Raw genomic sequence first — 22,655 nt, 5'->3', positions numbered from 1 at the left:
CAGAGGGGATCGACAGCCATGGGAAATGATGCCGAAAAACACCACCTCCCTGCCCTGCCGCAACGGGTGATCGTTGATCGGCGTTTTACTCAGGAATCGGTGGGGTCGGCGGGGTCCGCCGGTTTAATTCTGGATTGACCGGGAATCAGGGTCTGCGTAGAGAGGATGCCGGGGATCTGGCGGATTTTTTCCTGCACGAACTGCCCGATCACCTCCGCATCGGAGGTCAGTAAATCGCGGGTCAACGTAATCTTGACCAGAATATCGATACTTCCGTGCACCGAGTGCACCTCCCTGACTTCGGGCAGGGCGAAAAGCCGGTCGACAACTTTTGTTTCACGCTTGGCCTCGGCCGTAATCATGATGAAGGCGGTGATACCGCGCAGCATCTCCGGGTACTCCTCTTTTTTCATCTTGGCCATTTTCTTCCTGAACGCCTCCATGCTGTTGGGAATCAACTTGTCGATCCCGATGCCGTATTTGCGGGTGCGCCCCTTTTCCCACTGGTGATAGGAGATGTAGGCGTACAAGTCGTCCAGGGTGCGCCCCTGAAAAAACGTCAACAGCCGCCCCTTGCGGATGATCTCGGTCAGGGGCAGATAGATGGTCTGATACCAGTCTTCGGCCGCCATGGTCATCGTCACCGAGGGGTTCTCCGTCGTCTCCAGGAAGCGTTTGTGTTTTTCAATTTGTTCCATGAGGTGAGGAAACTGCCCGACCTCGCTGAGTTCGATGGGGTGGTTCAGGCCGGTCTGTTCCATAAAGTGGCTTTTTTCACGGTAAATGATGTTCTCAAGGGTATTGCTGGAAGGGATAAACTCGACAATTTTGGCCAGAATATCGGTACGACCGAAGGATTTGGCCGCGGCGATGCGGTGGTTGCCATCAAGGACATAGTACTCATCCTTGATCTTGTAAAGTTTCACCGGTGGCAGGGAATGCCCCTGGCGCATGGCCCGTTTGATGCTGACCAGGCGGTCTGCCGGCATGTGATCCTTCAGTTTGAACTGGCTGTCGAAATCGTGATACCGTCCCACGCTGCCAACGATCCGGTCCAGGGGAACCGCACAGATGCCCCGGTCGATGTGGTCAAAGGCACCTTCGCAGGCCTGATCGTCACGAAAACACTTGGCCTCATTGTCCCCCCGTTCGCCGGTCCACCACTTTTTAATCAGATCCGTCAGACGGCCCATGCGCCAGCTCCAGAAGGTGATAGCCAAAGGTGTTGATGACATACGTATCGCCCACCAGGGTCTGCCGCTGGGAGGGGTGGGAAAAATGGGCGTGGATGTGACCATGGATAAAATAGCGGGGTTTGAAACGCCCGATCAATTTCAGGAAACATTCGAATCCACGATGGCAGCGATCCTCGGCGTCGTTGATATGCCTGGGCGGTGCATGGGAGATGACGATATCCACGCCGCCCCGGAACCACAGATTCGGTAACATCCGCCAGATCATCTGACGCATCTGGAATTCCCGGTACTGGATCGGCCCGCCATTATACCAGCGCGATCCCTCCAACCCCATGATGCGCAGCCCCTTGAATGGGATGCACCGCTGATGCAGATTCAGGCAACCGCAGGGCGGCGTACTGTGGTAGCGAATGTCATGATTGCCCCGCACGTAATAAAGCGGCACATCCAGACGCTGTCGGACGCCGGCCAGATACTCGGGTGGCAAATCGCCGCAGCTCAGCACCAGCTCGACCTCCCTGAAGGGCCGCACATCAAACCGACCGGACAGTTCCGCGACCATCGTATCGGAGATCGAGAGAATTTTCATGGGTTCTCTCTTTATCCTTTTCGTCAGGGCTTGTAAACGCACCTTGACGAAATCCTGTTGGTCTGCGGATAATGGCGATGATTCCACGTCCCCAGGACAGCCGGGAACGTACTGCGCATGACTTGTCCGCCGAGGCGAAAATAACCTCAACACCCGCTATTGATCAGGAGGACAGGACGATGAACGCCGATCCCCCCACTTTCTACCAGGCGCTTGACCGCCCCGAGGTGCTTGGCCTGCTCTTTCACCCCCGCAAGGCAGCCGGTCCCGTGGACGGGGGCAGTCGTTTCAAGGAACTTCGTATTCCCGTGGCACCGGATATCGGCGTGGGTACCCGCTTTTACATGGGCCAGCACCATCAGCCGGTGATTCTCTTTTTTCACGGCAATGGGGAAATCGTCGCCGATTACGACGATATCGCCCCCCTGTTCAATCGGCTGGGTGTCAGTTTTATCGCCGCGGACTACCGCGGGTATGGCTGTTCCGATGGGTACCCGACAGTTGCGGCCATGATGGCCGATTGCCATGTGCTCTTTGATTTCATCTGTCAGTGGTTGCAGGAAGAGCGGTTCAGCGGTCCCTTAATGGTCATGGGACGTTCTCTGGGCAGCGCGTCGGCCCTGGAGCTGGCGGCCACCCACGGTGAGCACATCGACGGGCTGATCATCGAAAGCGGGTTTGCCCGGACCCAGCCGCTGCTGCGGCTGCTGGGGATCGATCCCCAGCGCATCGGTTTTTCCGAACCGGAGGGTTTTATCAACCGGGACAAAATCCGCGCATTCACGGGTCCGACACTGATTATCCACGCCGAGTTCGATCACATCATCCCCTTTGGCGACGGCCAAGCCCTGTTTGATGCCAGCGGTGCCACGGACAAGGTTTTGCTGAAAATCCCCGGAGCCAATCACAACGATATTTTCATGCGCGGAATGGATGCCTACCTGTCGGCCATCGCCAAGCTGGCCGGTGGGCTGATGGGAGCCGAACCGGTTTAGCCTGCGGGGGGGCCGACATGGCGGTACGCCCCAGAAAAAGAAAGGCCCGGCGACACCGACGTGCCATCCGGGCCCGGCGAGGTTGCGGGGGCACCATCAGGAAGCGGTCTCTTTCACCTGAAGGCTCTCCAATTGGTCCGCAGCGGCCTGACAGACACCGGCATCGCTGTCCTTTCCAGCAATCTGCTCAAGCAATTGGATGTCCCTGAGCCGCGATATGGCTCGCTTGCGAACCGATGGATTGGAATGCTGCCAACGGGGCACGAAAAAATCGGAAAATTTCATCACCCACCTCCTTATCTCCGATCGCTGCCCATCATGAAGGATCGGACGAATTGCGAATCCGTGACGCGATCATATGACAAAGACTCCCGAACGGCCGGATTACCATCCGGGAGCCGGATGGGCACAGTTTCAAGACGCCTTGACGGTACATGACGGATACTCCTCACAAAGCCATGCTCAGACCTTCGCAATCGGGCAGCAATAGAGTAGAGGCGGGAAAAAGCGCGCAACACGCGAGGACGGCCTTGCAACGGTAGCCAAAGCGATTTACCGGCTACCTGTTACGGATCTTAAGGGAATTAGTTTAAAATGATTGTTTCCCTATGTCAAGGTACGATCAAAAAAGCAATCATCCCACCGGCCGGGGACGTCCGCATCAACATCTAAAGTTCTTTGCAAGACTGTCGAAATCAGACTCAGAAGCATACGAAGGGGTGCGGCGACAACCGCGTATCTTGGATCCGGGTGGCGGAGGAGGTTTGCAACCGTATTTTTCCGGAGAACGCGTCCAGTCTGCATGACCCGCTGCACCCGGTCGGTTTGTCGATCGCGGATTGGCCCCAAACAACCCATACGCCAAATGGTTTCCTTAGCAATTAGGCATGCGCTATCCTTCATCCCCCACCATGACGGCACCTGAGAACGACAACGCTTCGAACGACAACGCTTCGAACGACAGCGTTTCGCTTGTCACGGAACGCCGGTCCGCCGACGTGGCGCTCAAGGAGAGCCGGGATCGTTACCGTCTCTTCGCCTTGGTCAGCAGCGAAGGCATTTTCTTTCACGACAACGGGATCGTCATCGAGGCCAATGATGTTTTCGCCAAAATCATCGAACGCCCCCCGGAAACCATCATCGGCATGAATATCCTGAAGGACCTGATCCGCCCGGAGGACGCCGGGATGGTCGCGCGCCTGTTGACCGCCACCGATGACCAGTTATATGAAATCACCGCCGTGGCCGCCTCCGGCCGGCATTTTCCCGCCGAGATGCGATCACGCCCGGGCGAATGGGCCGGCCGCCCCTGCCGGGTGGTCAGCATCCGCGACATCACCCATCGCAAAAAACGGAAGATCAGCTGATCCAATCCCAGAAGATGGCGGCCATTGGCACCCTGTCCAGTGGCATCGCCCACGATTTCAAGAACATGCTGGCCGGCATCCAGGGCAATGTGGAAATCCTGCGCCACCAGCTCGCTCCCCACAGCCCCCATCAGAAAAGGCTGGACATCATCAGTCAGATTGTTCAACGCGGCACCAAGCTATCCGGCCAACTCCTCGGCTACGCCCGTGGCGGACAGACGGATATCAGCCCGATCGATCTGAGCCATCTGGTCGCGGAAAGCCTCGAGATGTTCGGCCATGCCAATCGCAACATCGGCATCGAAACCCACCTCAACCCGGACACACCGGTTATCAATGGCGATCGAAACCAGATCGAGCAGGTACTGCTCAACCTGTTGATCAATGCCGTACAGGCCATGCCCACCGGAGGTCGGCTCTTTATCGAAACCAAGGCCACCGACATCCTCGATCGCGCAAGCCGGGAGTACAACGTCGTCCCCGGTCGTTATGCCAAGCTATCGGTACGGGACACCGGCCACGGCATGGACCGGGAAACCCAGCGGCAAATATTCGAACCGTTCTTCACCACCAAACCGGAAAGCCAGGGTACCGGCTTGGGATTGGCGTCCACCTATGGCATCATTAAAAACCATAAAGGCTATATCGACGTTTCCAGTCAACCGGGAAAGGGTTCCTGTTTCAGTCTTCTCCTCCCGGCAGCAAGGGCAGCCACCCTCCCGAAAGCGGTGGCGCCGACCCCGGAACGCCGGGACACCAGCGACACCATTTTGTTGATTGACGACGAACCCGATTTTCTGGACGTGGGTCGCGAGATGCTCTTGCTGCTGGGCTATCAGGTCATCACCGCCACCCATGTGGATGAGGCGCTCGCCCGGCTCAAGGAAGCCAACGGCCGACTGTACACCGTCATCCTGGACATGGTCATGCCCGGTCCCGGCGTGGAAACGACCCTGTCACGAATCGTCCGGATCGCGCCCACCGTTCCGCTGCTGCTCTCCTCTGGGTTCAACCGCGAAAGCGAATCCATCCGCCAACTGTTAACCCGTTGTCACGGTTTCATCCCCAAGCCCTATCGTCTGGCCGAGCTTTCCAAGGCCATCCGGGATGCCCGGGATATCCTGCAGGCCCAATCGGAGAACCGATCATGAAAGCCGCCACCCATCCGCCGGAAACGATTTCCAAGCCATTTACCCTACTCCTGGTCGATGATGACCCACGCGTCCTCGATTCGCTCAGACGGGTCCTTCGACTGGCGGTGGACTGCCGTATCATCACCAGCGCAAACGGCGTAGAGGCGCTGGATCGCTTGAGCCGGCAACCGGCCGATGCGGCGATCGTGGATCTGAAGATGCCTGAAATGGATGGGATGACCCTGTTGCAGCACCTACACCAGGACTATCCCACCCTCCCGGTGATCATGCTGACCGGCCATGGCGGCGTCAGCGAGGCCGTGGCGGCCATGCAGTGCGGGGCGACGGATTTTCTCGAAAAGCCCTACGCTCCGGAAAGCCTGGCCGCCCGTATCAACCAACTTCGGCAGATCTGGGTGCTGCAACGCGAAAATGAACGCTTACGCCAGGAAGCCCGGTTCCGTTTCGGCTACCATGCGCTGATTGGCGTTTCGCGTCCCATGCTGGCCATAAAAACCACCGTGGCTCAGATCGGGCCTTCGGATGCATCGGTATTGATCCAGGGCGAGACCGGAACCGGCAAGGAACTGGTCGCACGCGCCATCCACCATCACAGCCCCCGCGCCGACAAGGCGTTCATTCCGGTGGACTGCGCCGCCATCAGCGAGACGGTCATCGAAAGCGAACTCTTCGGTCATGTTAAAGGGGCCTTCACCGGCGCCTATGAGACCACCCTCGGTCTGGTGCGGGCGGCCGATCAGGGCACACTCTTCCTTGATGAAGTGGGTGAACTGACGCCGGCGATCCAGGCCAAACTGCTGCGCACGATCCAGCAGCGGGAAGTTCGTCCCGTGGGCGGCAACAAAACCTATGCGGTCAATTTGCGCATCGTTGCCGCGACCAACCGCGACCTGCAGCGGGCTGTTGCCGAGGGCACCTTTCGGGAAGACCTTTTCTACCGTTTGAATGTTATTCGTCTCCAAGTACCGCCCTTGCGTGAACGCGATGATGATGTGCTCTTGCTGGCCCGCCATTTTATTGAACACTACAGCTCATCCACCACTCCCGCCAGCACCATCGGTCAAGCCGCTGCAACGCTTCTGGAGCGTTACGATTGGCCAGGTAACGTCCGCCAGCTTGAAAACACGATTCACCGCGCCATGACCCTTTGTCAGGATACGCGCATCCTTCCCCAGGATCTTCCACCCGAAATCACCGGCGATGCCAATCACGTGGGTTCCCACGCCCTGCCCGAAAACGATACCCTGGCCGCCTTTGAAAAAACTGGCCATCGAAAACGCCCTCACCAAAAGCGACGGTAATCGCCGGCATGCCGCTCAGCTCCTGGCAATCGGCGAATCCACGCTGTATCGAAAGATGAAGCAATACGCGATCGACGCCTGAGTGGGTTCAGGCGGCGCATCCACCGGCGCCGTGGAATCCGTCAAAATGACAGGCGCATCCATAGCCGCATTCAAAACGGCAGATCGATTTCGGCCAGCCACATCGTTATTTAAAGTATTTTCAGTTTATTAAAAATATCCATAATTGGCACAGGGTTTGTTATTGGAATCAGGCACGACCTTCTTGTCAGGGATCGGAAGGCATCAACACGGAGGCCAAGGCATTGAGACAAGTCGTTCCTGAAGTACTCATCGTGGGCAATGATCCCGCTCTGATCGGAAACATCCAGGAGATTATCTCTTCGATGTTTCGGTCCCGGCAGTGTGATCATTACGCCGTGATGATCCATGCATGCGATTTCAAACCCTATTTACGGGTAATGGTGGTGACCCAGTTGCCGGAAAGTCTTCCGGCGGATCGTTTTTTTTCCCTTTTGCGGCAAAACTACCCCGGGGTTCGGATGATCTACCTTGCCGCGTCCATCGAAGCGGACGTGGAGATCAAAGCGCGTACCGCTGGCGCCCTTTTTGTCGGATCGGTGAACGCCTTTCGGTCCCATGCGGCAAGGATTCTCCAGTCGGCCCTGCGGTTACCATCGGCGGCCGATGCGCACCGGCACCCGCCGCAACCCATGCTCGAAGAAAGCGGCTTCGACCAAGACGACAGCGACGATCGGCATAATCAGCAGATGGAGCGCATGACCGGTGTACGCGAACTGGCCACGGCCGTCTGCCATGAAATGGGACAACCGCTTCAGGTGATCGTCGGGTGGTCGGAAATGCTGCTGCTGAACCCGGATGGCATGGATGCCCAGCTGATTTCCAACCTGAAGCAGATTCGCCAACAAGTTCATCGCCTGGCCGCCACCCTCGACAGCCTGCGGCGACTTAAAACCTATCGAACCCGGACGTATCCGGGTGGGACGACGATGATCGATATCGGCGGATCGGTCAATTGCCGGCGAAGGCCTGGCGACAACGAGGGTCTCAAGCATGGCGGCCTCGTGGCCGATAGGAAAAGCAGATGAACCATAGGAGGATATCCATGAAAACCGAACGCAACACATCCGTTTCGGGCCTGTTGGCCATGGTCGCGACACTGTGCCTCACGATCAGCACCCTAGGGCCGCTACCGGCATATGCGGTCTCGCCGCCTCCACGTGATCTTCCCGACATTCTCAAGGCGGGCGTGATCCGTCACCTGGGGGTGCCTTACGCCAACTTTGTCACCGGCAGTGGTGATGGTCTGGACGTTGAACTGATCCAGCGTTTCGCGGCCCACTTGGGCGTACGCTATGCGTATGTTCAGACCACCTGGGAAGCGGTGATCGGTGACTTGACCGGCAAAACGGTCAAACCCGCCGATGCCGATATCGAAATTGTGGGCCAGCGGCCCATCCGCGGCGATCTGATCGCCAACGGGTTCACCATCCTGCCCTGGCGCCAAAAGATCATCGACTACGGCACGCCCACCTTCCCCACCCAGATCTGGGTGGTCGCCCGTGCGGACGCCCCGCTCCCCCCCATCTCTCCCGGCACGGACATCCACCAGGATATCGCTTTGGTGAAGGGCTTATTGGGCGGGCACAGCATTCTCGGTGTATCCAACACCTGCCTGGAACCATCGCTTTACAACGTCGCCGCAACGGGCGCGAAGGTCAGCCTTTTCCAGGGGAATCTTAACGAACTGGCGCCGGCCATCATCAACGGCGAGTCGGAAACCACCCTCCTCGACGTCCCCGATGCGTTGATCGCCCTGGAAAAGTGGCCGGGTCAGATCAAGGTCATCGGCCCCCTTTCACCCATGCAGGCCATGGGGGCGGGTTTTTCCAAGCAGGCGCCGCGACTCAGGGCCGCCTACAACGAATTCATCCGCCAATCCCGGACCGACGGCAGCTTCGCGGAACTGGTCAAAAAATACTATCCGGCCGTCTTCCGCTACTACCCGGACTTCTTCGAGATCGATAAGGGCAAAGGGACGGAATCGTGCGGTCACTGTCGGAAGAGGTCCTCAGCGAATGACCACGACCAACCGGATCAAAGTCGCCACGCTGATTTTCGGTATCTTGCTGGTGGGCATCATCGGCAGCACCTTATGGATGAACTACCGCGCCCAGCTGGCCCTGCATCGGTCGGCCTTGACCCAGATGCGGCATGACCTGGCCCGGCAAGCCGTCAACCTGGAATACTTCTTTACCGAACGCAAGGATGATTTGAACGATCTGCGTGCCAGTCGCGAGATATCGATCTTCTTCGAAAACAAGGCCCTGGGAATGTCCATGGCCTATGGCCTGCGGGCAAGCCTGTTGACCATCGGCCAAAAGTTCAAGGATGTCGTGGTAAACAAACGCTTTTATAACGCGCCCATCTATACCCGACTGCTCTTCATCGACGCATCCGGAACCGTACTCGTCGATATCGACCCGCAGGAGACGCCATCCATGCCGCCAACCGCGTGGGCGCATTTTCGAACGCCGGACAGTGATCAGATCTTCGTTTTCGAGCAAAGCGATCCCAAAACGTTCGACACGATGATTTCCGCGGGTTATTTCTTCAAGGGACGCTATGCCGGCCAGCTGGTGGCCGTGCTTTCCGAGGAAATCGTCTTCAACCACCTGCTGAAGCCCGAAACGAAAGGTTCTCCCCGACGCCTGGGAATCGTCTGTAAGCACGGCTTGTTTCACGACCGTGAACTGGTCTGTGCACCCTTGCCGGCCGGCAAACCCTACCATCAGGACGGCATCGACATGGCACGCCTGAATGTCACGGACCTGTCGCCGGCAGAATCGGGAATCATTCGCGAACGGTCCCTCATGTTTCAGGTGCCCATCAAGGGGACCCCCTTCAAAATTACGGCGATCATTCCCCGGGCGGACATCTTTGGCAGCGCGCCGCCCTGGCATCTATCGCTGATCATGGGGATCATCACCATCGGGATCATCGGCGGCATGGGCGCCCTATGGCGTTTCAACACCCAGAACACCGTCCTGCAGACCCGCCTGGAAGAGACCGCCATCCGCGAACGGACAATCAAAAAATACCAGGAAAACCTCGAACGGCTGGTCGAAAAACGCACCCGTGATCTCAAAGCTGCCCAGAATCGGTTGATCAACAAAGCCATGGAGGCCGGTCGGGCCCAGCTTTCCGCCATGGTGTTGCACAACATCGGCAATGCCCTTACCCCCATTGGCGTGTTTCTTTGCGACCTTGACAACGGCAACCTGAGGTCCCCTCTGGATTACCTGGGCAAATGTCATGCTGAATTCAAGCAGCACAGCCAAAGCGGCACGAAAGAATTTCTACAAAGCCCGCGAGGTCACGACCTCATCGAATTCATGGGCAACCTGCTTGACACCATCGGCACCCTGCACGAACGGAATTGCCGGACCGAGAAAAAATATCCCAGGCGGTGAGCTATATTTCCGAGATTGTCACCATGCAGCAAGCCTATGCCGCATCCGAGCACGAGGTCAAGCGGCGCATCGACCTGAACATTCTGATGGCGGATGCCATCCAGATGCAGGCCAGTGCCTTGGAAAAACGGGATATCCACGTCATCCGAAAATTCGGATGTCAACTGCCGGTGCTGATCATCGACAAAAACCGCCTGATGCAGGTCCTCGTCAATTTGATCAAAAACGGCTACGAAGCCATCGACCAACGGAACCCGCCGACCGTTAAACGGACCATGACGTTGCGCACGTATGGCGACGAGCGGTCCATCGGCCTTGCCATTACCGACAGCGGCATCGGGATCGAGGACCGCAATACGGACAGGCTGTTCGACCTGGGCCACTCGGGCAAGGGATCCTCGGGTTTCGGTCTGTATTACTGCAAAATGTTCGTGCAGGCCAACCATGGAAACATGCGCATCGACAGCCCTGGAGCCGATCGGGGTGCTACGGTGACCATTGAATTTGACCGGCAGGGTGCCGCGGCCATCGACGAATACCCGTCGACCGTCGCTGCGGTGGTTTCGGCCAATCCGCCGGCCCATCCTCATCAAGGACGTGAAATACAGCCATGACATCCAACCATCGGATTCTGATCATTGATGACGACCCCGGGATTCGCGAGGCCTACCGAAGCATCTTGCAACCCGCCGAAAAAAGCGACGTGCTGGCTATCGGCGCCCGGCTTTTTGGCGAAGGCCCGACCGTACAAACGGAATCGGCGATCAACTATGACATTACCATCACCCAACGCGGGGACCAGGGCATTGCCGCCGTCGAGGCCGCTCAACACGCGGGTCGCCCCTTTGCCGTGGCGTTTATCGATATGATGATGCCCGGCATCGACGGTGCCGAGACCGCACGTCGGATCTGGGAACTGGATTCGCGCATCAAGATCGCCATCGTCACCGCGTACAGCGACCACACACCGGCCGACATCATCCGCGTGACAGGTCGCAACGATCTGTTCTATCTGCGCAAGCCTTTCAATCCCGAGGAGATTCGCCAGCTGGCACGTGCCCTGACCCATTCCTGGGACCTGGAGCAGGAACGGCAGACGCTTTCCCAACGGTTGCAGGAGGCCAACGCCCAGTTAGCCGATATGAACCGCAATCTTGAAAATAAAGTCAAGGAACAGACGGCCATGCTGGTTCAGTCCGAAAAGATGGCCTCCATCGGAATCCTGGCGGCCGGTATCGCCCATGAAATCAACAACCCGATCTCCTATATCAATGGCAACTTATCCGTGTTGAAGCAATATGGAGAGAAACTCGCCGAGCTGCTGGCCCGTTATCAAGCCGTGGAAGATCAATGCATGGCCACGGGCATTGCCGATCTCTCCGCGAAAATGGAAGACATCGGCCAATTCAAGGCTGAGGAGAGCGTTGATTTCATTCTCGAGGATATCAATGCCCTTGTGGATGAATCCCTCGAAGGCGTGGATCGGGTCCGTCGGATCGTCATGGATCTGAAAACCTTTTCGCGGCTGGATGAAGCCGATTTCGATCTCTTTGACGTCAACCAGTGCCTGGAAAGCACACTCAACATCATCTGGAACGAAATCAAGTACCAAGCCAAAGTGGTCAAGGTCTATGGTGAGCTGCCCGAGATCATGGGGTACCCGCGAAAAATCAGCCAGGTATTCATGAATGTACTGATCAACGCAGCCAAGGCCATCCACGAACAAGGCGAGATCCGTATCTCGACCCGGCATGTGATCAACGGCCGTCGCAGCACCGATGCATCCATTGTGGTAAGCATCGCGGACACCGGCGTGGGCATTCCCGCATCGGCCATGGGACGGATCTTCGATCCTTTCTTCACCACCAAACCGGTGGGAGAAGGAACGGGACTGGGACTGAGCATCAGCTATGATATTGTCAAAGCGCATGGTGGCGAGATCACGGTCGACAGCCAGGAAGGCCAAGGCACCACCGTCACCATCACGCTCCCGGTGACGTCACCGCATGCCGCCGGCCGTTGCATGACAACAACTGGGGCCGACGGTGATCGGCTCGCGGGAAAAAAGAATTAACCGAGGAATCATATGATGACGACCCTTTCCGGAAACACCCCATCTGCCAAGGACACCCAAACGAACAAGATTCTCGTGGTTGACGATGAGCCGAATCACCTCAAGACCATCCAGCGAATCTTCATGAAGAGCGCATACCAGCTGGTTTTTGCCGAGAACGGTAAACAGGCGCTGGCGATGTTACCCCAATTTCAGCCGGATCTGGTCATCCTGGATGTGCGCATGCCCGAAATGGATGGCCATCAGCTTTGCCGACACATCAAAAACGACCCGCCTCAGCGCGGCACCATGGTGTTGATGCTTTCCGCCTGCGCCGACTTGCCGGAGCGTCTGGCGGGCTACCGGGCCCTGGCCGATGATTATCTCACCAAGCCCTTCGATGCCGACGAACTGAGGGCCAAAATCAGGATCCTGCTGCGCTTGAAGAATACCCAGGATGAACTCAGCGCGCTGAACCACTCCCTGGGAAAGATCGTCCGCATGCGAACCCGCGAATTGATCAAGAAGGATCGTCAGGCATTGTTGGGGACGATGTTAGGTGGGATCGTGCACAATATTCGTGGCCCGCTGACCGCACTCCAGGGAAACATCGAAGTCGCCGATTTACTCACCCGTCAAATTCTCGCGAAAGAAGAGGCCTCTGTCGAGGAGATCCTCGAAACGGTCGAGAAAATTTCCAGCCTGCACCAGACGGTCAAGCGGGCCATCGGCCAAGCCGATGAAATGCTCACCAACCTGCTCACGCGAAGCCGTGATGGCGCCAAATCCAATCGGCGCGAAATGGATTTGAACGCGGTGATCCGGGAAGAGCTGGATTTCTTCAACACCGATCGGGTCCTGGGGAAATCCATTCATAAAAAACTGCTGCTGCATCCCCAGTTGCCGCCACTGATGGGCAATCATACCGATTTCTCCCAGCTGATCTACAATCTGGTGAAAAATGCCGCCGACGCCATGGTCGCGGCACCGGTTCGGGAACTGACCATTTCCACCGATCTTGACGATGGGCATATCATCCTCGCCTTCCGCGATACGGGATCCGGAATTCCGCCGGAAGACATCGACAAGATTTTCGATCTGTATTTCACCACCAAATCATCGGATCACCACGCCGCGGCGGTGCAACCTTCGGGAACCGGCATCGGTCTTTATACCTGCGACCAGATCGTGCGCGCTTATGGCGGCACGATTTCCGTCGACAGTCAACCCAACCAGGGAACTTGTTTTACGATTCGAATTCCGCATTCTTCCCAGGCCCGGTGACCAGCGGCCCCGTGCGGCGGGAACGCTTCCCCCGCCGTCGGGCCGCTGGGTTACAAGCCAAACGACAATCGGCCGACCGTTGTCAGCTTGTTAGTTGGCCACCAGACGGGCCATCCACAGGGTAATGGGGGCATAAAAGGTGATGATCAAAAGATCGATGATCAGAATTCCCAAAAAGGGCACCACCCGGCGGCTGACGGCGCCCAGGGAGTCGCCGGAGATGGAACAGGAAACGATCAGGCAGATGCCCATGGGCGGCGTCAGCATACCGATGGCCAGATTGGTGACCACGATCACCCCCAACTGAACCATGTCGATGCCCAGGGCCGGCAGCATGGCCGTGATCATCGGCACCAACAGAATCAGGGCCGCCGTGGTTTCCACAAACGTGCCGGCGATGAGCAGCACCAGGTTGATCAGAAGCAAAAGCGCCACCGGGTTGGTGGTCAAGCCCAACAGATTGCCGGCCAGGCGCGCCGGAATATCCTCGATGGCGGCAATCCAACTGAAAGCCGATGCCGTGGCGATGATCAGCATGACAATCGCCGATGTGACGGCGCCATCGCGGAACAGGGGATACAGGTCTTTGATGCGAATGCGCCGGTAAACCAACATCCCCACCAACAGGCCGTACACCACCGCCACGGCCGCCGATTCCGTTGCCGTGAAGATACCGAAGAGAATTCCCCCCAAAATGATGATCGGCGCGCCCAAAGCCAACAGGGCACGCCGGAAGGTGTGCCAGACTTCGGCCAGGGAGAAACGCGTCGTGGCCGCGTAGCCGTTCTTCCGGGAAATGAAGGTCGCCATACCGATCAACGAGATGCCGATCAGAAGCCCGGGCAAAATTCCGCCGGCAAAGAGCTGGCCGATGGAGGCGCCGGTGAGGAATCCGAAGATGATCATGGGGATCGATGGGGGGATGATGACCCCGATGGACCCACCGGAGGCCTGCACGGCGGCGGCGAAATCGGAGTCATAACCCGATTTCTTCATGGCCGGAATCAGGATGGCACCCACGGCGGCGGCGTCAGCCGCGGCAGATCCGGAAATCCCGGCGAAAAACATGGCCGAGACGATGGTTACCGCCGCCATGCCGCCCGGCAGCCAACCGACCAGTGCGTTGGCGAAATCGATGATCCGCCGACTGATTCCGCCGGCTTCCATGATCGTTCCGGTAAACATGAACAGGGGCACGGCCATCAGGTGAAAAGAGTCGGTTCCGCCGAACATGCGCTGCACCATCATCATGAGGTTGAAATCCCCCTGCACCAGGATTCCCAAAACCGATGCAACGCCAATGGCAATGGCGATGGGCGTATTGATGGCAAATAAAACCAGCAGCGAGAGCAGCAAAACGGTGGCGGTCATCAGCGTCCCCGTTTCAACGACGCCACCAGGAAGGTGATGCCGTGGATCAAAAGGACCGCGCCACTGAATGGAATAATACTGAGCACGATCCATTTGGGCAGCTGCAGGGCCGGCGTGGTCTGCAGATGCACAAAATCGGCGAATTGGTAGCCATAAATGATCATCACCGCAAACAGGCTGATGGACGCCAGGTGGATGAGCACATCAAAAAACCGGCGCGGACCCGGTGTCAGGCGGCGATAGAGGATGTCCACCCCGGGATGGGCGTGGCGGAAATATGCCGCCGAAGCGCCGAGAAACGTCAGCCATACCAGCATGTAGCGGGCCAGTTCCTCGGACCAGAACAGCGACTGGTTCAAGATGTAGCGAAAAAAAACCTGGATGGCCACGAGCAGAGCCATGGAGAATCCCAGCCCGAACAGAAGGTATTCGATCCACCGGTTGATCCGGAAGCTCATCTTCTCCAGCACCGTCATGATGACACTCCCTGAATCATCGGGTGGCCTGCATGATCTTCTCAAGCAAGGCCTTGACTTTGGGGGCGCTGTACACGTCGAGGTTCTTCAATTCGGCCACTTTGGCCCGGAAGGCGTCGACATCCGGATGCTCGACGATCTGCATGCCCTTGTCCTTGAGCATGGCCAGACGGGCGATGTTCTTGGAACGGTTATCCTGGCGCTCGAACACGGCCGCATCGATGATGGTTTTTTGGATCAGTTCCTGATCCGCCGGTGCCAGGCTGTTCCACCAGTCCAGGGAGGCCACGTCGATATGGCTGGAATAAACATGCCGCGTCAGGGTCATGTACTTCTGGATCTCGTAAAATTTGTAGACTTCCATGACCCACAACGGGTTTTCCTGCCCGTCGATGACGCCCTGTTCCAGCTCGGTGTAGATCGGCCAGGGCATGGGGGTGGGGTTGGCGCCCAGGGCCTGCCAGATGGCCTTGTGGATGGTGGAGGACATGACCCGGATCTTCAGGCCCTTGACATCGTCGGGAACGTTGACCGGCCGCTTGTTGTTGCTCAGGTTGCGGAATCCGTTCTCGGAAAAACACAACCCCTTGAACTTGGAGGTTTCCAGGCTCTTCAGGATCTCGGCCCCCAGGGGACCGTCAAGGATCTGGTCGGCCTGCTCGTTATCCTTGAAAAGGAAGGGGTAGCTGATGACCCGGGTGATGGGATCGAAGGTGTCGAAGGGACCGTCGGTAATGATCCCCATCTGGATCGTGTTCATCTGGATCTGCTGCAGAATTTCGGTTTCGTTGCCAAGGGATGCCGAATGAAAGACCTTGACCGTGATGTTCCCAGGGGAACGCTCTTCGATCAGTGTCTTGAACTTGTCGGCAACGATATTCTGCGCCGAACCGGGTTTGGTGACCACGGCCAGCTTGATCTGCATACCGGCCATGGCGGTTCCGGCAAAGGCCAACAGGACAGCGGCAACGATCAACACAACAGCTTTCTTCATGGCGTCTCCTTCCTTGACATATGCATTAATTAGGATCGCATTAAATGATGAAACCAATCATTGTCTGTTTTGGTACACACGAAATTGTTCAGTTCAGGTATTGATGATCAGGTATCATATGAAATCGTTGATTGCAATGGGGTGAAAACGCAATGGGGTAAAGCAAACTTGTGAAACGAATCGTTTACACCACAAGGCTGATTGCAGGGGGTTCAGCCACCGGTATGGGGCGATGTTTTTCATCCATTGAAAAGCCATCATCCATTGGCTCACGAGCGGTATACCCGAGGATATGGAAGAGATAAAAGATCAGTTTCATAATTCATAACGCATAAAAAGATCTTCCGAAAAACCGGTTTAAAGGCTACTCCCGTTATCAAGAATTTGTCTTTTCAATCGTCGAAATATATCAAAAAAAGATGTGCTTTTATTATTGAATGAAAAAAATGAAAAAAACGATTAACACATCTTGATTTTTTATTCACAATGTTAATAATGAAAAACTGTTTCGTTTGTTGTTAACTTGAAATGAATCAAAAGGAGATGCAAATGCCGGCCAAAAAAAAGGTTGACGGTGCAAAGTTAATCAAACTTGTCGAAAGTGGAAAACATCAGCGTGAGATCATGAAGGAGTTCAAATTCAGCTCACCGGCCCAGCTCAAATCCCATTATCTGGAGGCGCTGATGAACGCCGGCAAGGCATCGCAGATTCAGTCCGGCCGCGGCGGCGGTAGTAATAAAGCCGCTGATTCCAAGGAAGTCTTTGTCAGCAAGCGGGGCAGCGTCGTGATTCCCAAACTGATGATTGAAGAGATGGGGTTTGCCGAAGGCAGTCGATTCAGTGTCCGCAAAACCAAATCCGGGATCTCGCTGAAAACCCTCGAAGGCTGACAGACCTCTCCATCCATGCCATTCTCCGAGGCAATGCCCGCTATCGCAAAGGGTGTTGCAAGGGTGTTTTATTGGCAAAACCGGGTAAAGCAGGCCTTCGACAGCCTGCTTTATTATTTTTACCGGCACCCCTTACCCGTAGAGGCTGTTTGAAAAGTCTGGATCAGGTTCGCTAACAAGGCGGAAAACGGCTCGAAAGCGGAGCATATCCGGCATATGTGAGCATTTCGAGCCGTTTTCCAACGCCGGTAGCGGGCCTTAGACGGACTTTTCAAACAGCCTCTTAGAGTTCTTCGGGGATGAAGGCAGCTACCTCATCAATGCAAGCCGTATCGCAGATGAGCATGACCAGCCGATCGATGCCCAAGGCATTTCCGGCAGCCGCCGGCATGGCGGCCAGGGCCTGCAAAAAGGGTTCGGCGGTGGGGTAGACGGTTTTGCCGATGGCCTCGCGGGCGCGGTTTTCGGCGTCGAAACGGAAGCGCTGCTCCGCCGGGTCGGTGAGTTCGCTGAAGGCGTTGCACAACTCCATGCCGGCGATGTAAAGTTCGAAGCGTTCGGCCACCGCCGGATTGTCGGGTTTAAGCCGGGCCAGCGCCCCGCAACGTGCCGGATAATCGTACAGAAACACGGGACGCTCGATGCCGAGCCGCGGTTCGATGGTGAGGCCCATCACCTCGTCGAAGCAGCCCTGATCGAGGGCCGCCTCGGCGCTCATGCCAGCATAGCGGCGAAAGGCGGCGTCCACGGTGAGGCGCTGCCAGGGAGGAGCAAGGTCCACCCGACGGCCCTGGTAACGCAAATGGCCATCGGGCAAAAGACGGTCGGCCACGAAACCGATCAGCTGTTCACACTGGCGCATCAAATCGAGGTAGGTCCAGCCCGCCGCATACCATTCCAGAAGCGTCATCTCCGGCAGATGACGGCCGCCGCGTTCACCTTCGCGGAAACAATGGCAGATCTGAAAAATTCGCTCAAAACCGGCGGCCAGGAGCCGCTTCATGCAAAGCTCCGGCGAGGTATGCAGATACCAGGCACCGGCGGCCTGGGCGTCGATATGGGCCTCCGGCGCCGGCGCCGGTATGCGCACCGGTGTCTCCACTTCCAGGAAGTCCTGGTCACGGAAAAAGCGCCGCACGGCATCGATCACCCGGGCTCTTTGCACCAGGTTGCAGCGGATGGCATGCTGACGTGTCCACAGGGGGGGAGCCGCCGGAGAACTCACGCCGATCGGGCCTTCTCCTTCATCACATCAGCCGCACGATCCTGCAGATAGACCTTGTCGTAGACCTCGAGGTCAGCCTCTTCGTACCAGGCCAGGCCCTGGTCATGGCAGTGCTGGCAGGCCTTGCGGGGGATATGCACGGCCAGGATGTGTTTGCGATCCTGAGCCGCCGAGTCGATCAAGAGGGCCCCGCCGCAATCCTCACAGACCCGCAAGGTCTCATGCTGACGTTCGTAGATGTTGTCCGTGTCGTAGTAGATCTTGCGGTCCCGCTGTATGAGGCGGGCGTCGCCACGGGCCAGTTCACCCAACTGACGGCGCTGGTACCAGTTTTCCAGCACCTTCTCGCAACTGCGTTTCACCCAGCGGGTCACCTCGGGGCTTTGGCGGATGCGTTCGGGGTTGTAATCGGGTTCCTTCAGGTGGCTGTAATCCATGCCGGCCATGGCCAGGATGATGCCGGCATTGACGTAGGGCAGCGCCCCCTCGATGGCGTATCCGCCTTCGAGTACGGCGATGTGGGGCCGCAACAGGGAGGTGAGTTCGGCGTATCCCTGGGCGGAGAAGTTCATGTTGGTGATGGGATCCGAGTAATGGTTGTCCTGGCCGGCGGAATTGACGATGATTTCCGGCTTGAAGTCCTCCAAAATCGGCAGGACCGCCTCGCGGATGACATGCAGGATGCCTTCTTCGGAGGTATTGGGTGGCAAAGGGATGTTCACCGTCGCCCCCACCGCGTTGGGCCCGCCCATTTCACTGAGAAAGCCCGTGCCGGGATAGAGGGTGCGCCCATCCTGATGGATGGAGATAAACAGGGTGTCGGGATCGTGCCAGTAGATATCCTGGGTGCCGTCGCCATGGTGGCAGTCGGTGTCGACGATGGCCACGCGATCGACGCCGAAGGCCTTGCGGATATACTCGATCATGATCGCTTCGATATTGACATTGCAAAAGCCCCGGGCTCCATGGACCACCCGACCGGCGTGGTGACCGGGTGGCCGCACCAAGGCGAATCCGCAATCCACCTGCTTTTCCATGACCGCCATGGCAATGGTCTTGGCCCCTCCGGCACTGATGAAATGGGACTCGGTCATGACCGCCCACAGGTCCGGAACACAAAAATGGACCCGCTGGACGTCCTTTTTGGTCACCAGGTCGGGCTTGTATTCGATGATGCCTTCGATGTCGAGGATACCCTCCTCGAACACCTGGTCCTGCGTATACAGGAGGCGTTCTTCGCGCTCCGGATGGGTGGGGCTGATGGCCCAGTCAAAAGCGGGAAAAAAGACCAGACCGGTTTTATTTCTGGCTCGCAGCATGGCAGGCTCCGATGCTTGTCACGAATTGGCGTTCAGGTGAATGCATTCATCCCGGCGGCTGTCCCAAAGGCACAGCCGCTTAGACGAAATGGTCGTCCATGATCTTTTCGGCAATGGGGTCGTACCCATGGATCAACCCGGGTTTGACCTGGGCCATGACCCGGATGTTTTTCCCGGCAGTAAAGAATCCGCGGACCATGTTGAATTCCATGGCGTCGACCACCTCCAGTTCGAGATAGTCGGGATTGGCCCCCCGGGCGATGGCCTTGCGCCGCAGAAGGTCGAGGGCCATGGTCGTGGCGTCCGCTTTTGAATAGCTGGAGGGAATTGTCTTGTTGAACCCCTCCTCGGGGGCTGTGGCGATTTCCTGCTCCGTATCGGCGAAAAGGGTCACCTCACACGTTGTCCGCGCCAAGCCGGCACCGATGGCGTTGGCCACCTTCCAGCGCGGCACCACTTCCACCGGGCAGTCGCCCAAACGCGCGAGACCCTTGGCGAACCAGGCGCCGGTCCGCCCAGCACCATGTAGTGCCGGGGCTGCAAGCGGCTGCCCTCCCACAACTCATGGACCGTGTAAACCGGTTTGGCATTGATGCGTTCCACCATGGCGCCGGCTTCGTTCAGGATCGTCTGGCAGGCCTGATCGAAAACCTGTTGGGCGGCCGTTTGCACATCGACCTGAAGCTCATCCGCCAGCGCTTTCATGCCGGCGCGGGCCTTTTCCAGGTCCCCGCCCTCACCAATTCCGAGAATGAAAATCGCATCCGTGGGCGTGGGCACCGGCCCGCCATAGGCCATGGCAACGCCCATCCGATCGGGACCGATATGAATCTTGCCGTCCACCACGCGTACGACACTGTCTCCGCCGATGCCGATGGAAATCGTGTCCAGAGAGCGAATCAGGGTCTTGTGCTCACCGATTTTGATACCGGCAGGGTCCAGCACCGGCACGCCATTGACCAACATCGCCATGTCCGTGGTGGTCCCGCCGATGTCCATGACCATGCAGGTATCGCTCTGGGGCGCGAAGGCCACGGAACCCATCACGCTGGCGGCTGGACCGGAAAGCACCGTCTGGGCCGGATAGTCGATGGAGGATGCGAAGCGCATGTTCCCGCCGTCCGGTTTGAGGATCCGGATGGGCAGCTTGAGCCCCTTCTGGGCCAGGGATTTGACCACCGCTTCGAAAAAATCCTTGTGGATCGGATAAACCGAAGCATTCAGAAAGGTCGTGGCGATGCGTCGCGGAAAATTGAGGGCACCCGAGATCCGGTGTCCCAGAAACACTTTTTCGAACCGCTTACCGAGAATCTCGGCGATGGCCAGTTCGTGAGCCGGGTTGCGCACGGAGAATTTGGAAACCACGCCTACATAGCGAATGCCTTTTTTCTCCAGGACGTCCACCACCTTGTGGATCTCATCGGCATCAATGGCGGCAATCTCGCGCCCCCGGTGATCGATGCCGCCCTTGACCACATGGTAGTGGGGACCGGTGCGAAACAGCTCCGGATCCATGCCCGGTCCGGCGCTGATGATCATGCCCACTTCGGGCATGCGCTGCTGAACGATGCGGTTGGTGGCCAGCGTGGTGGAGAGCACCGCGCGTTGAATGCGACCCGGATCAACATCTTCGGTAATCTTTTCCAGCCCGTTGAGAACCGTCGCAAACAAGTCGGACGGGTTGGTCGACACCTTGATCTGGCGCACCAACCCCTCTTTTCCCAGAAGAACCACATCCGTATGGGTACCGCCTACATCCAACCCGATGATCATGGTGCCATCCTGTCTGTGGTGTTATTGCCGCTGAAGAGGAAGATTCACGGTATCCAAAAACATCTCCCATGTCAACAATCCTCCTGAACACGCTTCATTCTATATTTATTGATTCCCGGCCAGGCCTCTGGGGGATGGTTAAAATAGGGTTGACTATTCGTCAGAAACTGAGATAAACGTTCAAGTTTACGCAAAAAAGTTCGCAGACCCCGCGCATCCGGCCCGTCGACGGCAAGGCGGTGTGGCGGTGTCGAAAGGGATCTTAGAAATGAATCCAACCAACATCCAGCTGATCCGGGGGTTCAAGGATATCCTACCCGGTGAAACCGAGCTGTGGCAGCATATCGAACGCACGGCCATCACGCTTTTCGAGGATTTCGGTTACCGCGAGATCCGTATTCCGATCATGGAAAAAACCGAGCTGTTCGCCCGCAGCATCGGCGAGGACACGGATATCGTCGAAAAGGAGATGTACACCTTCGCCGACCGCGGGGGCGATCTCCTGACCCTGCGGCCCGAGGCCACGGCCTGCATCTGCCGATCCTACATCCAGCACAAGATGGCCGCCCAGGATCCGGTGCGCAAATTCTACACCATCGGCCCCATGTTCCGCCGGGAACGGCCCCAGAAGGGGCGCTACCGGCAGTTCTACCAGATCGACGCGGAAATTTTCGGCATCGCCGCCCCCTTCGCCGACATCGAACTGATCTTTCTGCTGCGCACGCTCTTCGACCGCCTCAACGTGACCGATACCACGGCGCATGTCAATTCCCTGGGATGTCCGGTCTGCCGACCGCGCTTCAAGGCGGCCCTGGCCCAGATCCTCGACCAGGCAGCGCCCCACCTGTGTGCTGACTGCCTGCGCCGCAAGGATCGCAATCCCCTCAGGGTTCTGGACTGCAAGGTACCCGGCTGTCGGAAAGCCATGGCCGGCGCGCCCTCGATCCTCGACTACCTGTGCGATGACTGCCGGACCCATTTTTCCACGGTAACCGATACCCTGGCCAAACTGGGCGTACCCTTTGAAATCGACAAGCAGCTGGTACGCGGCCTGGACTACTATACCCGCACGGCCTTCGAAATCCAGACCGGCGCCCTGGGCGCCCAGAGCGCGGTGGCCGGCGGCGGCCGCTACGACGGCTTGATCGAATCCCTGGGCGGTCCGGCGATGCC

At 57.6% G+C, this 22,655-nt stretch carries 23 protein-coding genes; 12 read left to right on the top strand and 11 right to left on the bottom strand.

Going from position 1 to position 22,655, the window contains the following annotated elements:
* Positions 1 to 89 precede the first annotated feature (89 nt).
* Both JCM12296_RS14070 and JCM12296_RS14065 read right to left on the bottom strand, forming a co-directional pair.
* A complete protein-coding gene (locus JCM12296_RS14070; protein WP_172683903.1) occupies positions 90 to 1,193 on the bottom strand; it encodes an Lrp/AsnC ligand binding domain-containing protein in 1,104 nt (367 codons plus the stop codon).
* Positions 1,168 to 1,785 carry a metallophosphoesterase family protein gene (locus JCM12296_RS14065; RefSeq protein ID WP_054694136.1) on the bottom strand — a complete coding sequence of 206 codons (618 nt, stop codon included), beginning with the start codon at positions 1,783 to 1,785 and terminating at the stop codon, positions 1,168 to 1,170. The genes JCM12296_RS14070 and JCM12296_RS14065 overlap by 26 nt, the downstream gene beginning before the upstream one ends.
* A gap of 179 nt (positions 1,786 to 1,964) precedes the next feature.
* Here JCM12296_RS14065 and JCM12296_RS14060 point away from each other — a divergent pair, with 179 nt between their 5' ends.
* Positions 1,965 to 2,780 carry an alpha/beta hydrolase gene (locus JCM12296_RS14060; protein ID WP_054694134.1) on the top strand — a complete coding sequence of 272 codons (816 nt, stop codon included), beginning with the start codon at positions 1,965 to 1,967 and terminating at the stop codon, positions 2,778 to 2,780.
* Between the two features lie 96 nt (positions 2,781 to 2,876).
* Here the strand turns inward: JCM12296_RS14060 and JCM12296_RS14055 are convergent, their stop codons facing one another.
* Positions 2,877 to 3,065 (bottom strand): hypothetical protein, encoded by a 189-nt coding sequence (locus JCM12296_RS14055; RefSeq protein WP_054694131.1) that lies wholly within the window; start codon positions 3,063 to 3,065, stop codon positions 2,877 to 2,879.
* Positions 3,066 to 3,667: 602 nt separating this feature from the next.
* On the opposite strand from JCM12296_RS14055, the gene JCM12296_RS14050 reads away from it, so the two are divergent.
* The 9 genes from JCM12296_RS14050 (at position 3,668) to JCM12296_RS14010 (ending at position 13,433) form a co-directional block, all read left to right on the top strand.
* Positions 3,668 to 4,147 carry a PAS domain S-box protein gene (locus JCM12296_RS14050; protein WP_054694129.1) on the top strand — a complete coding sequence of 160 codons (480 nt, stop codon included), beginning with the start codon at positions 3,668 to 3,670 and terminating at the stop codon, positions 4,145 to 4,147.
* A gap of 14 nt (positions 4,148 to 4,161) precedes the next feature.
* Positions 4,162 to 5,298, top strand: a complete 1,137-nt coding sequence (locus JCM12296_RS14045) for an ATP-binding protein (RefSeq protein ID WP_054694127.1) — start codon at positions 4,162 to 4,164, stop codon at positions 5,296 to 5,298.
* Complete coding sequence (locus tag JCM12296_RS14040) at positions 5,295 to 6,602, top strand: sigma-54-dependent transcriptional regulator (protein ID WP_054694124.1); 1,308 nt, start codon at positions 5,295 to 5,297, stop codon at positions 6,600 to 6,602. Before JCM12296_RS14045 ends, JCM12296_RS14040 begins: the two co-directional genes overlap by 4 nt.
* Complete coding sequence (locus JCM12296_RS50495) at positions 6,556 to 6,684, top strand: helix-turn-helix domain-containing protein (protein WP_218188083.1); 129 nt, start codon at positions 6,556 to 6,558, stop codon at positions 6,682 to 6,684. Before JCM12296_RS14040 ends, JCM12296_RS50495 begins: the two co-directional genes overlap by 47 nt.
* Before the next feature lie 223 nt (positions 6,685 to 6,907).
* Complete coding sequence (locus JCM12296_RS14035; protein ID WP_157067611.1) at positions 6,908 to 7,711, top strand: ATP-binding protein; 804 nt, start codon at positions 6,908 to 6,910, stop codon at positions 7,709 to 7,711.
* A gap of 17 nt (positions 7,712 to 7,728) precedes the next feature.
* Complete coding sequence (locus JCM12296_RS14030) at positions 7,729 to 8,841, top strand: transporter substrate-binding domain-containing protein (protein WP_083456139.1); 1,113 nt, start codon at positions 7,729 to 7,731, stop codon at positions 8,839 to 8,841.
* Between the two features lie 1,221 nt (positions 8,842 to 10,062).
* Complete coding sequence (locus JCM12296_RS14020; protein ID WP_157067610.1) at positions 10,063 to 10,710, top strand: sensor histidine kinase; 648 nt, start codon at positions 10,063 to 10,065, stop codon at positions 10,708 to 10,710.
* Complete coding sequence (locus JCM12296_RS14015; protein WP_054694112.1) at positions 10,707 to 12,170, top strand: hybrid sensor histidine kinase/response regulator; 1,464 nt, start codon at positions 10,707 to 10,709, stop codon at positions 12,168 to 12,170. Before JCM12296_RS14020 ends, JCM12296_RS14015 begins: the two co-directional genes overlap by 4 nt.
* Before the next feature lie 12 nt (positions 12,171 to 12,182).
* Positions 12,183 to 13,433 carry a sensor histidine kinase gene (locus JCM12296_RS14010; RefSeq protein WP_083456138.1) on the top strand — a complete coding sequence of 417 codons (1,251 nt, stop codon included), beginning with the start codon at positions 12,183 to 12,185 and terminating at the stop codon, positions 13,431 to 13,433.
* 90 nt (positions 13,434 to 13,523) lie between these two features.
* On the opposite strand, the gene JCM12296_RS14005 is transcribed toward JCM12296_RS14010, so the two are convergent.
* From JCM12296_RS14005 to JCM12296_RS47510, 4 genes are all read right to left on the bottom strand, one after another.
* Entirely contained in the window at positions 13,524 to 14,804 is a 1,281-nt protein-coding gene (locus JCM12296_RS14005) for a TRAP transporter large permease (RefSeq protein WP_054694105.1), read from the bottom strand.
* The gene (locus JCM12296_RS14000) at positions 14,804 to 15,280 is read right to left on the bottom strand and encodes a TRAP transporter small permease (protein WP_054694102.1); all 477 of its coding nucleotides are present in this window, start codon (positions 15,278 to 15,280) and stop codon (positions 14,804 to 14,806) included. The genes JCM12296_RS14005 and JCM12296_RS14000 overlap by 1 nt, the downstream gene beginning before the upstream one ends.
* 16 nt (positions 15,281 to 15,296) lie before the next feature.
* Positions 15,297 to 16,274, bottom strand: a complete 978-nt coding sequence (locus JCM12296_RS13995; RefSeq protein ID WP_054694099.1) for a TRAP transporter substrate-binding protein — start codon at positions 16,272 to 16,274, stop codon at positions 15,297 to 15,299.
* Between the two features lie 184 nt (positions 16,275 to 16,458).
* Positions 16,459 to 16,593, bottom strand: a complete 135-nt coding sequence (locus tag JCM12296_RS47510) for a hypothetical protein (RefSeq protein WP_281492014.1) — start codon at positions 16,591 to 16,593, stop codon at positions 16,459 to 16,461.
* 230 nt (positions 16,594 to 16,823) lie between these two features.
* On the opposite strand from JCM12296_RS47510, the gene JCM12296_RS13990 reads away from it, so the two are divergent.
* The gene (locus tag JCM12296_RS13990) at positions 16,824 to 17,165 is read left to right on the top strand and encodes a hypothetical protein (protein ID WP_054694096.1); all 342 of its coding nucleotides are present in this window, start codon (positions 16,824 to 16,826) and stop codon (positions 17,163 to 17,165) included.
* A gap of 283 nt (positions 17,166 to 17,448) precedes the next feature.
* Here the strand turns inward: JCM12296_RS13990 and epmA are convergent, their stop codons facing one another.
* The 4 genes from epmA to JCM12296_RS13975 all read right to left on the bottom strand — a co-directional run bounded on the left by epmA (position 17,449) and on the right by JCM12296_RS13975 (position 21,482).
* Positions 17,449 to 18,390 (bottom strand): EF-P lysine aminoacylase EpmA, encoded by a 942-nt coding sequence (gene epmA, locus JCM12296_RS13985; RefSeq protein WP_246804298.1) that lies wholly within the window; start codon positions 18,388 to 18,390, stop codon positions 17,449 to 17,451.
* Positions 18,387 to 19,709: a histone deacetylase family protein gene (locus JCM12296_RS13980; RefSeq protein ID WP_054694093.1), complete on the bottom strand. Its 1,323-nt coding sequence runs from the start codon at positions 19,707 to 19,709 to the stop codon at positions 18,387 to 18,389. The genes epmA and JCM12296_RS13980 overlap by 4 nt, the downstream gene beginning before the upstream one ends.
* Before the next feature lie 79 nt (positions 19,710 to 19,788).
* The gene (locus JCM12296_RS44475) at positions 19,789 to 20,163 is read right to left on the bottom strand and encodes a hypothetical protein (RefSeq protein WP_246804296.1); all 375 of its coding nucleotides are present in this window, start codon (positions 20,161 to 20,163) and stop codon (positions 19,789 to 19,791) included.
* A complete protein-coding gene (locus JCM12296_RS13975) occupies positions 20,100 to 21,482 on the bottom strand; it encodes a hydantoinase/oxoprolinase family protein (protein WP_246804293.1) in 1,383 nt (460 codons plus the stop codon). Before JCM12296_RS13975 ends, JCM12296_RS44475 begins: the two co-directional genes overlap by 64 nt.
* A 268-nt stretch (positions 21,483 to 21,750) precedes the next feature.
* Between JCM12296_RS13975 and hisS the strand changes: the two genes are divergently transcribed.
* Positions 21,751 to 22,655, top strand: a 905-nt coding sequence (gene hisS / locus JCM12296_RS13970) for a histidine--tRNA ligase (RefSeq protein WP_054694090.1), incomplete at its 3' end; no start/stop codon positions are given.

The sequence above is a fragment of the Desulfosarcina cetonica JCM 12296 genome (assembly GCF_001311845.1).
In the GTDB taxonomy this organism is placed as follows: domain Bacteria; phylum Desulfobacterota; class Desulfobacteria; order Desulfobacterales; family Desulfosarcinaceae; genus Desulfosarcina; species Desulfosarcina cetonica.
The sequence above is the reverse complement of the archived record's forward strand: the minus strand, read 5'-3'. Positions and strand labels throughout refer to the sequence as shown.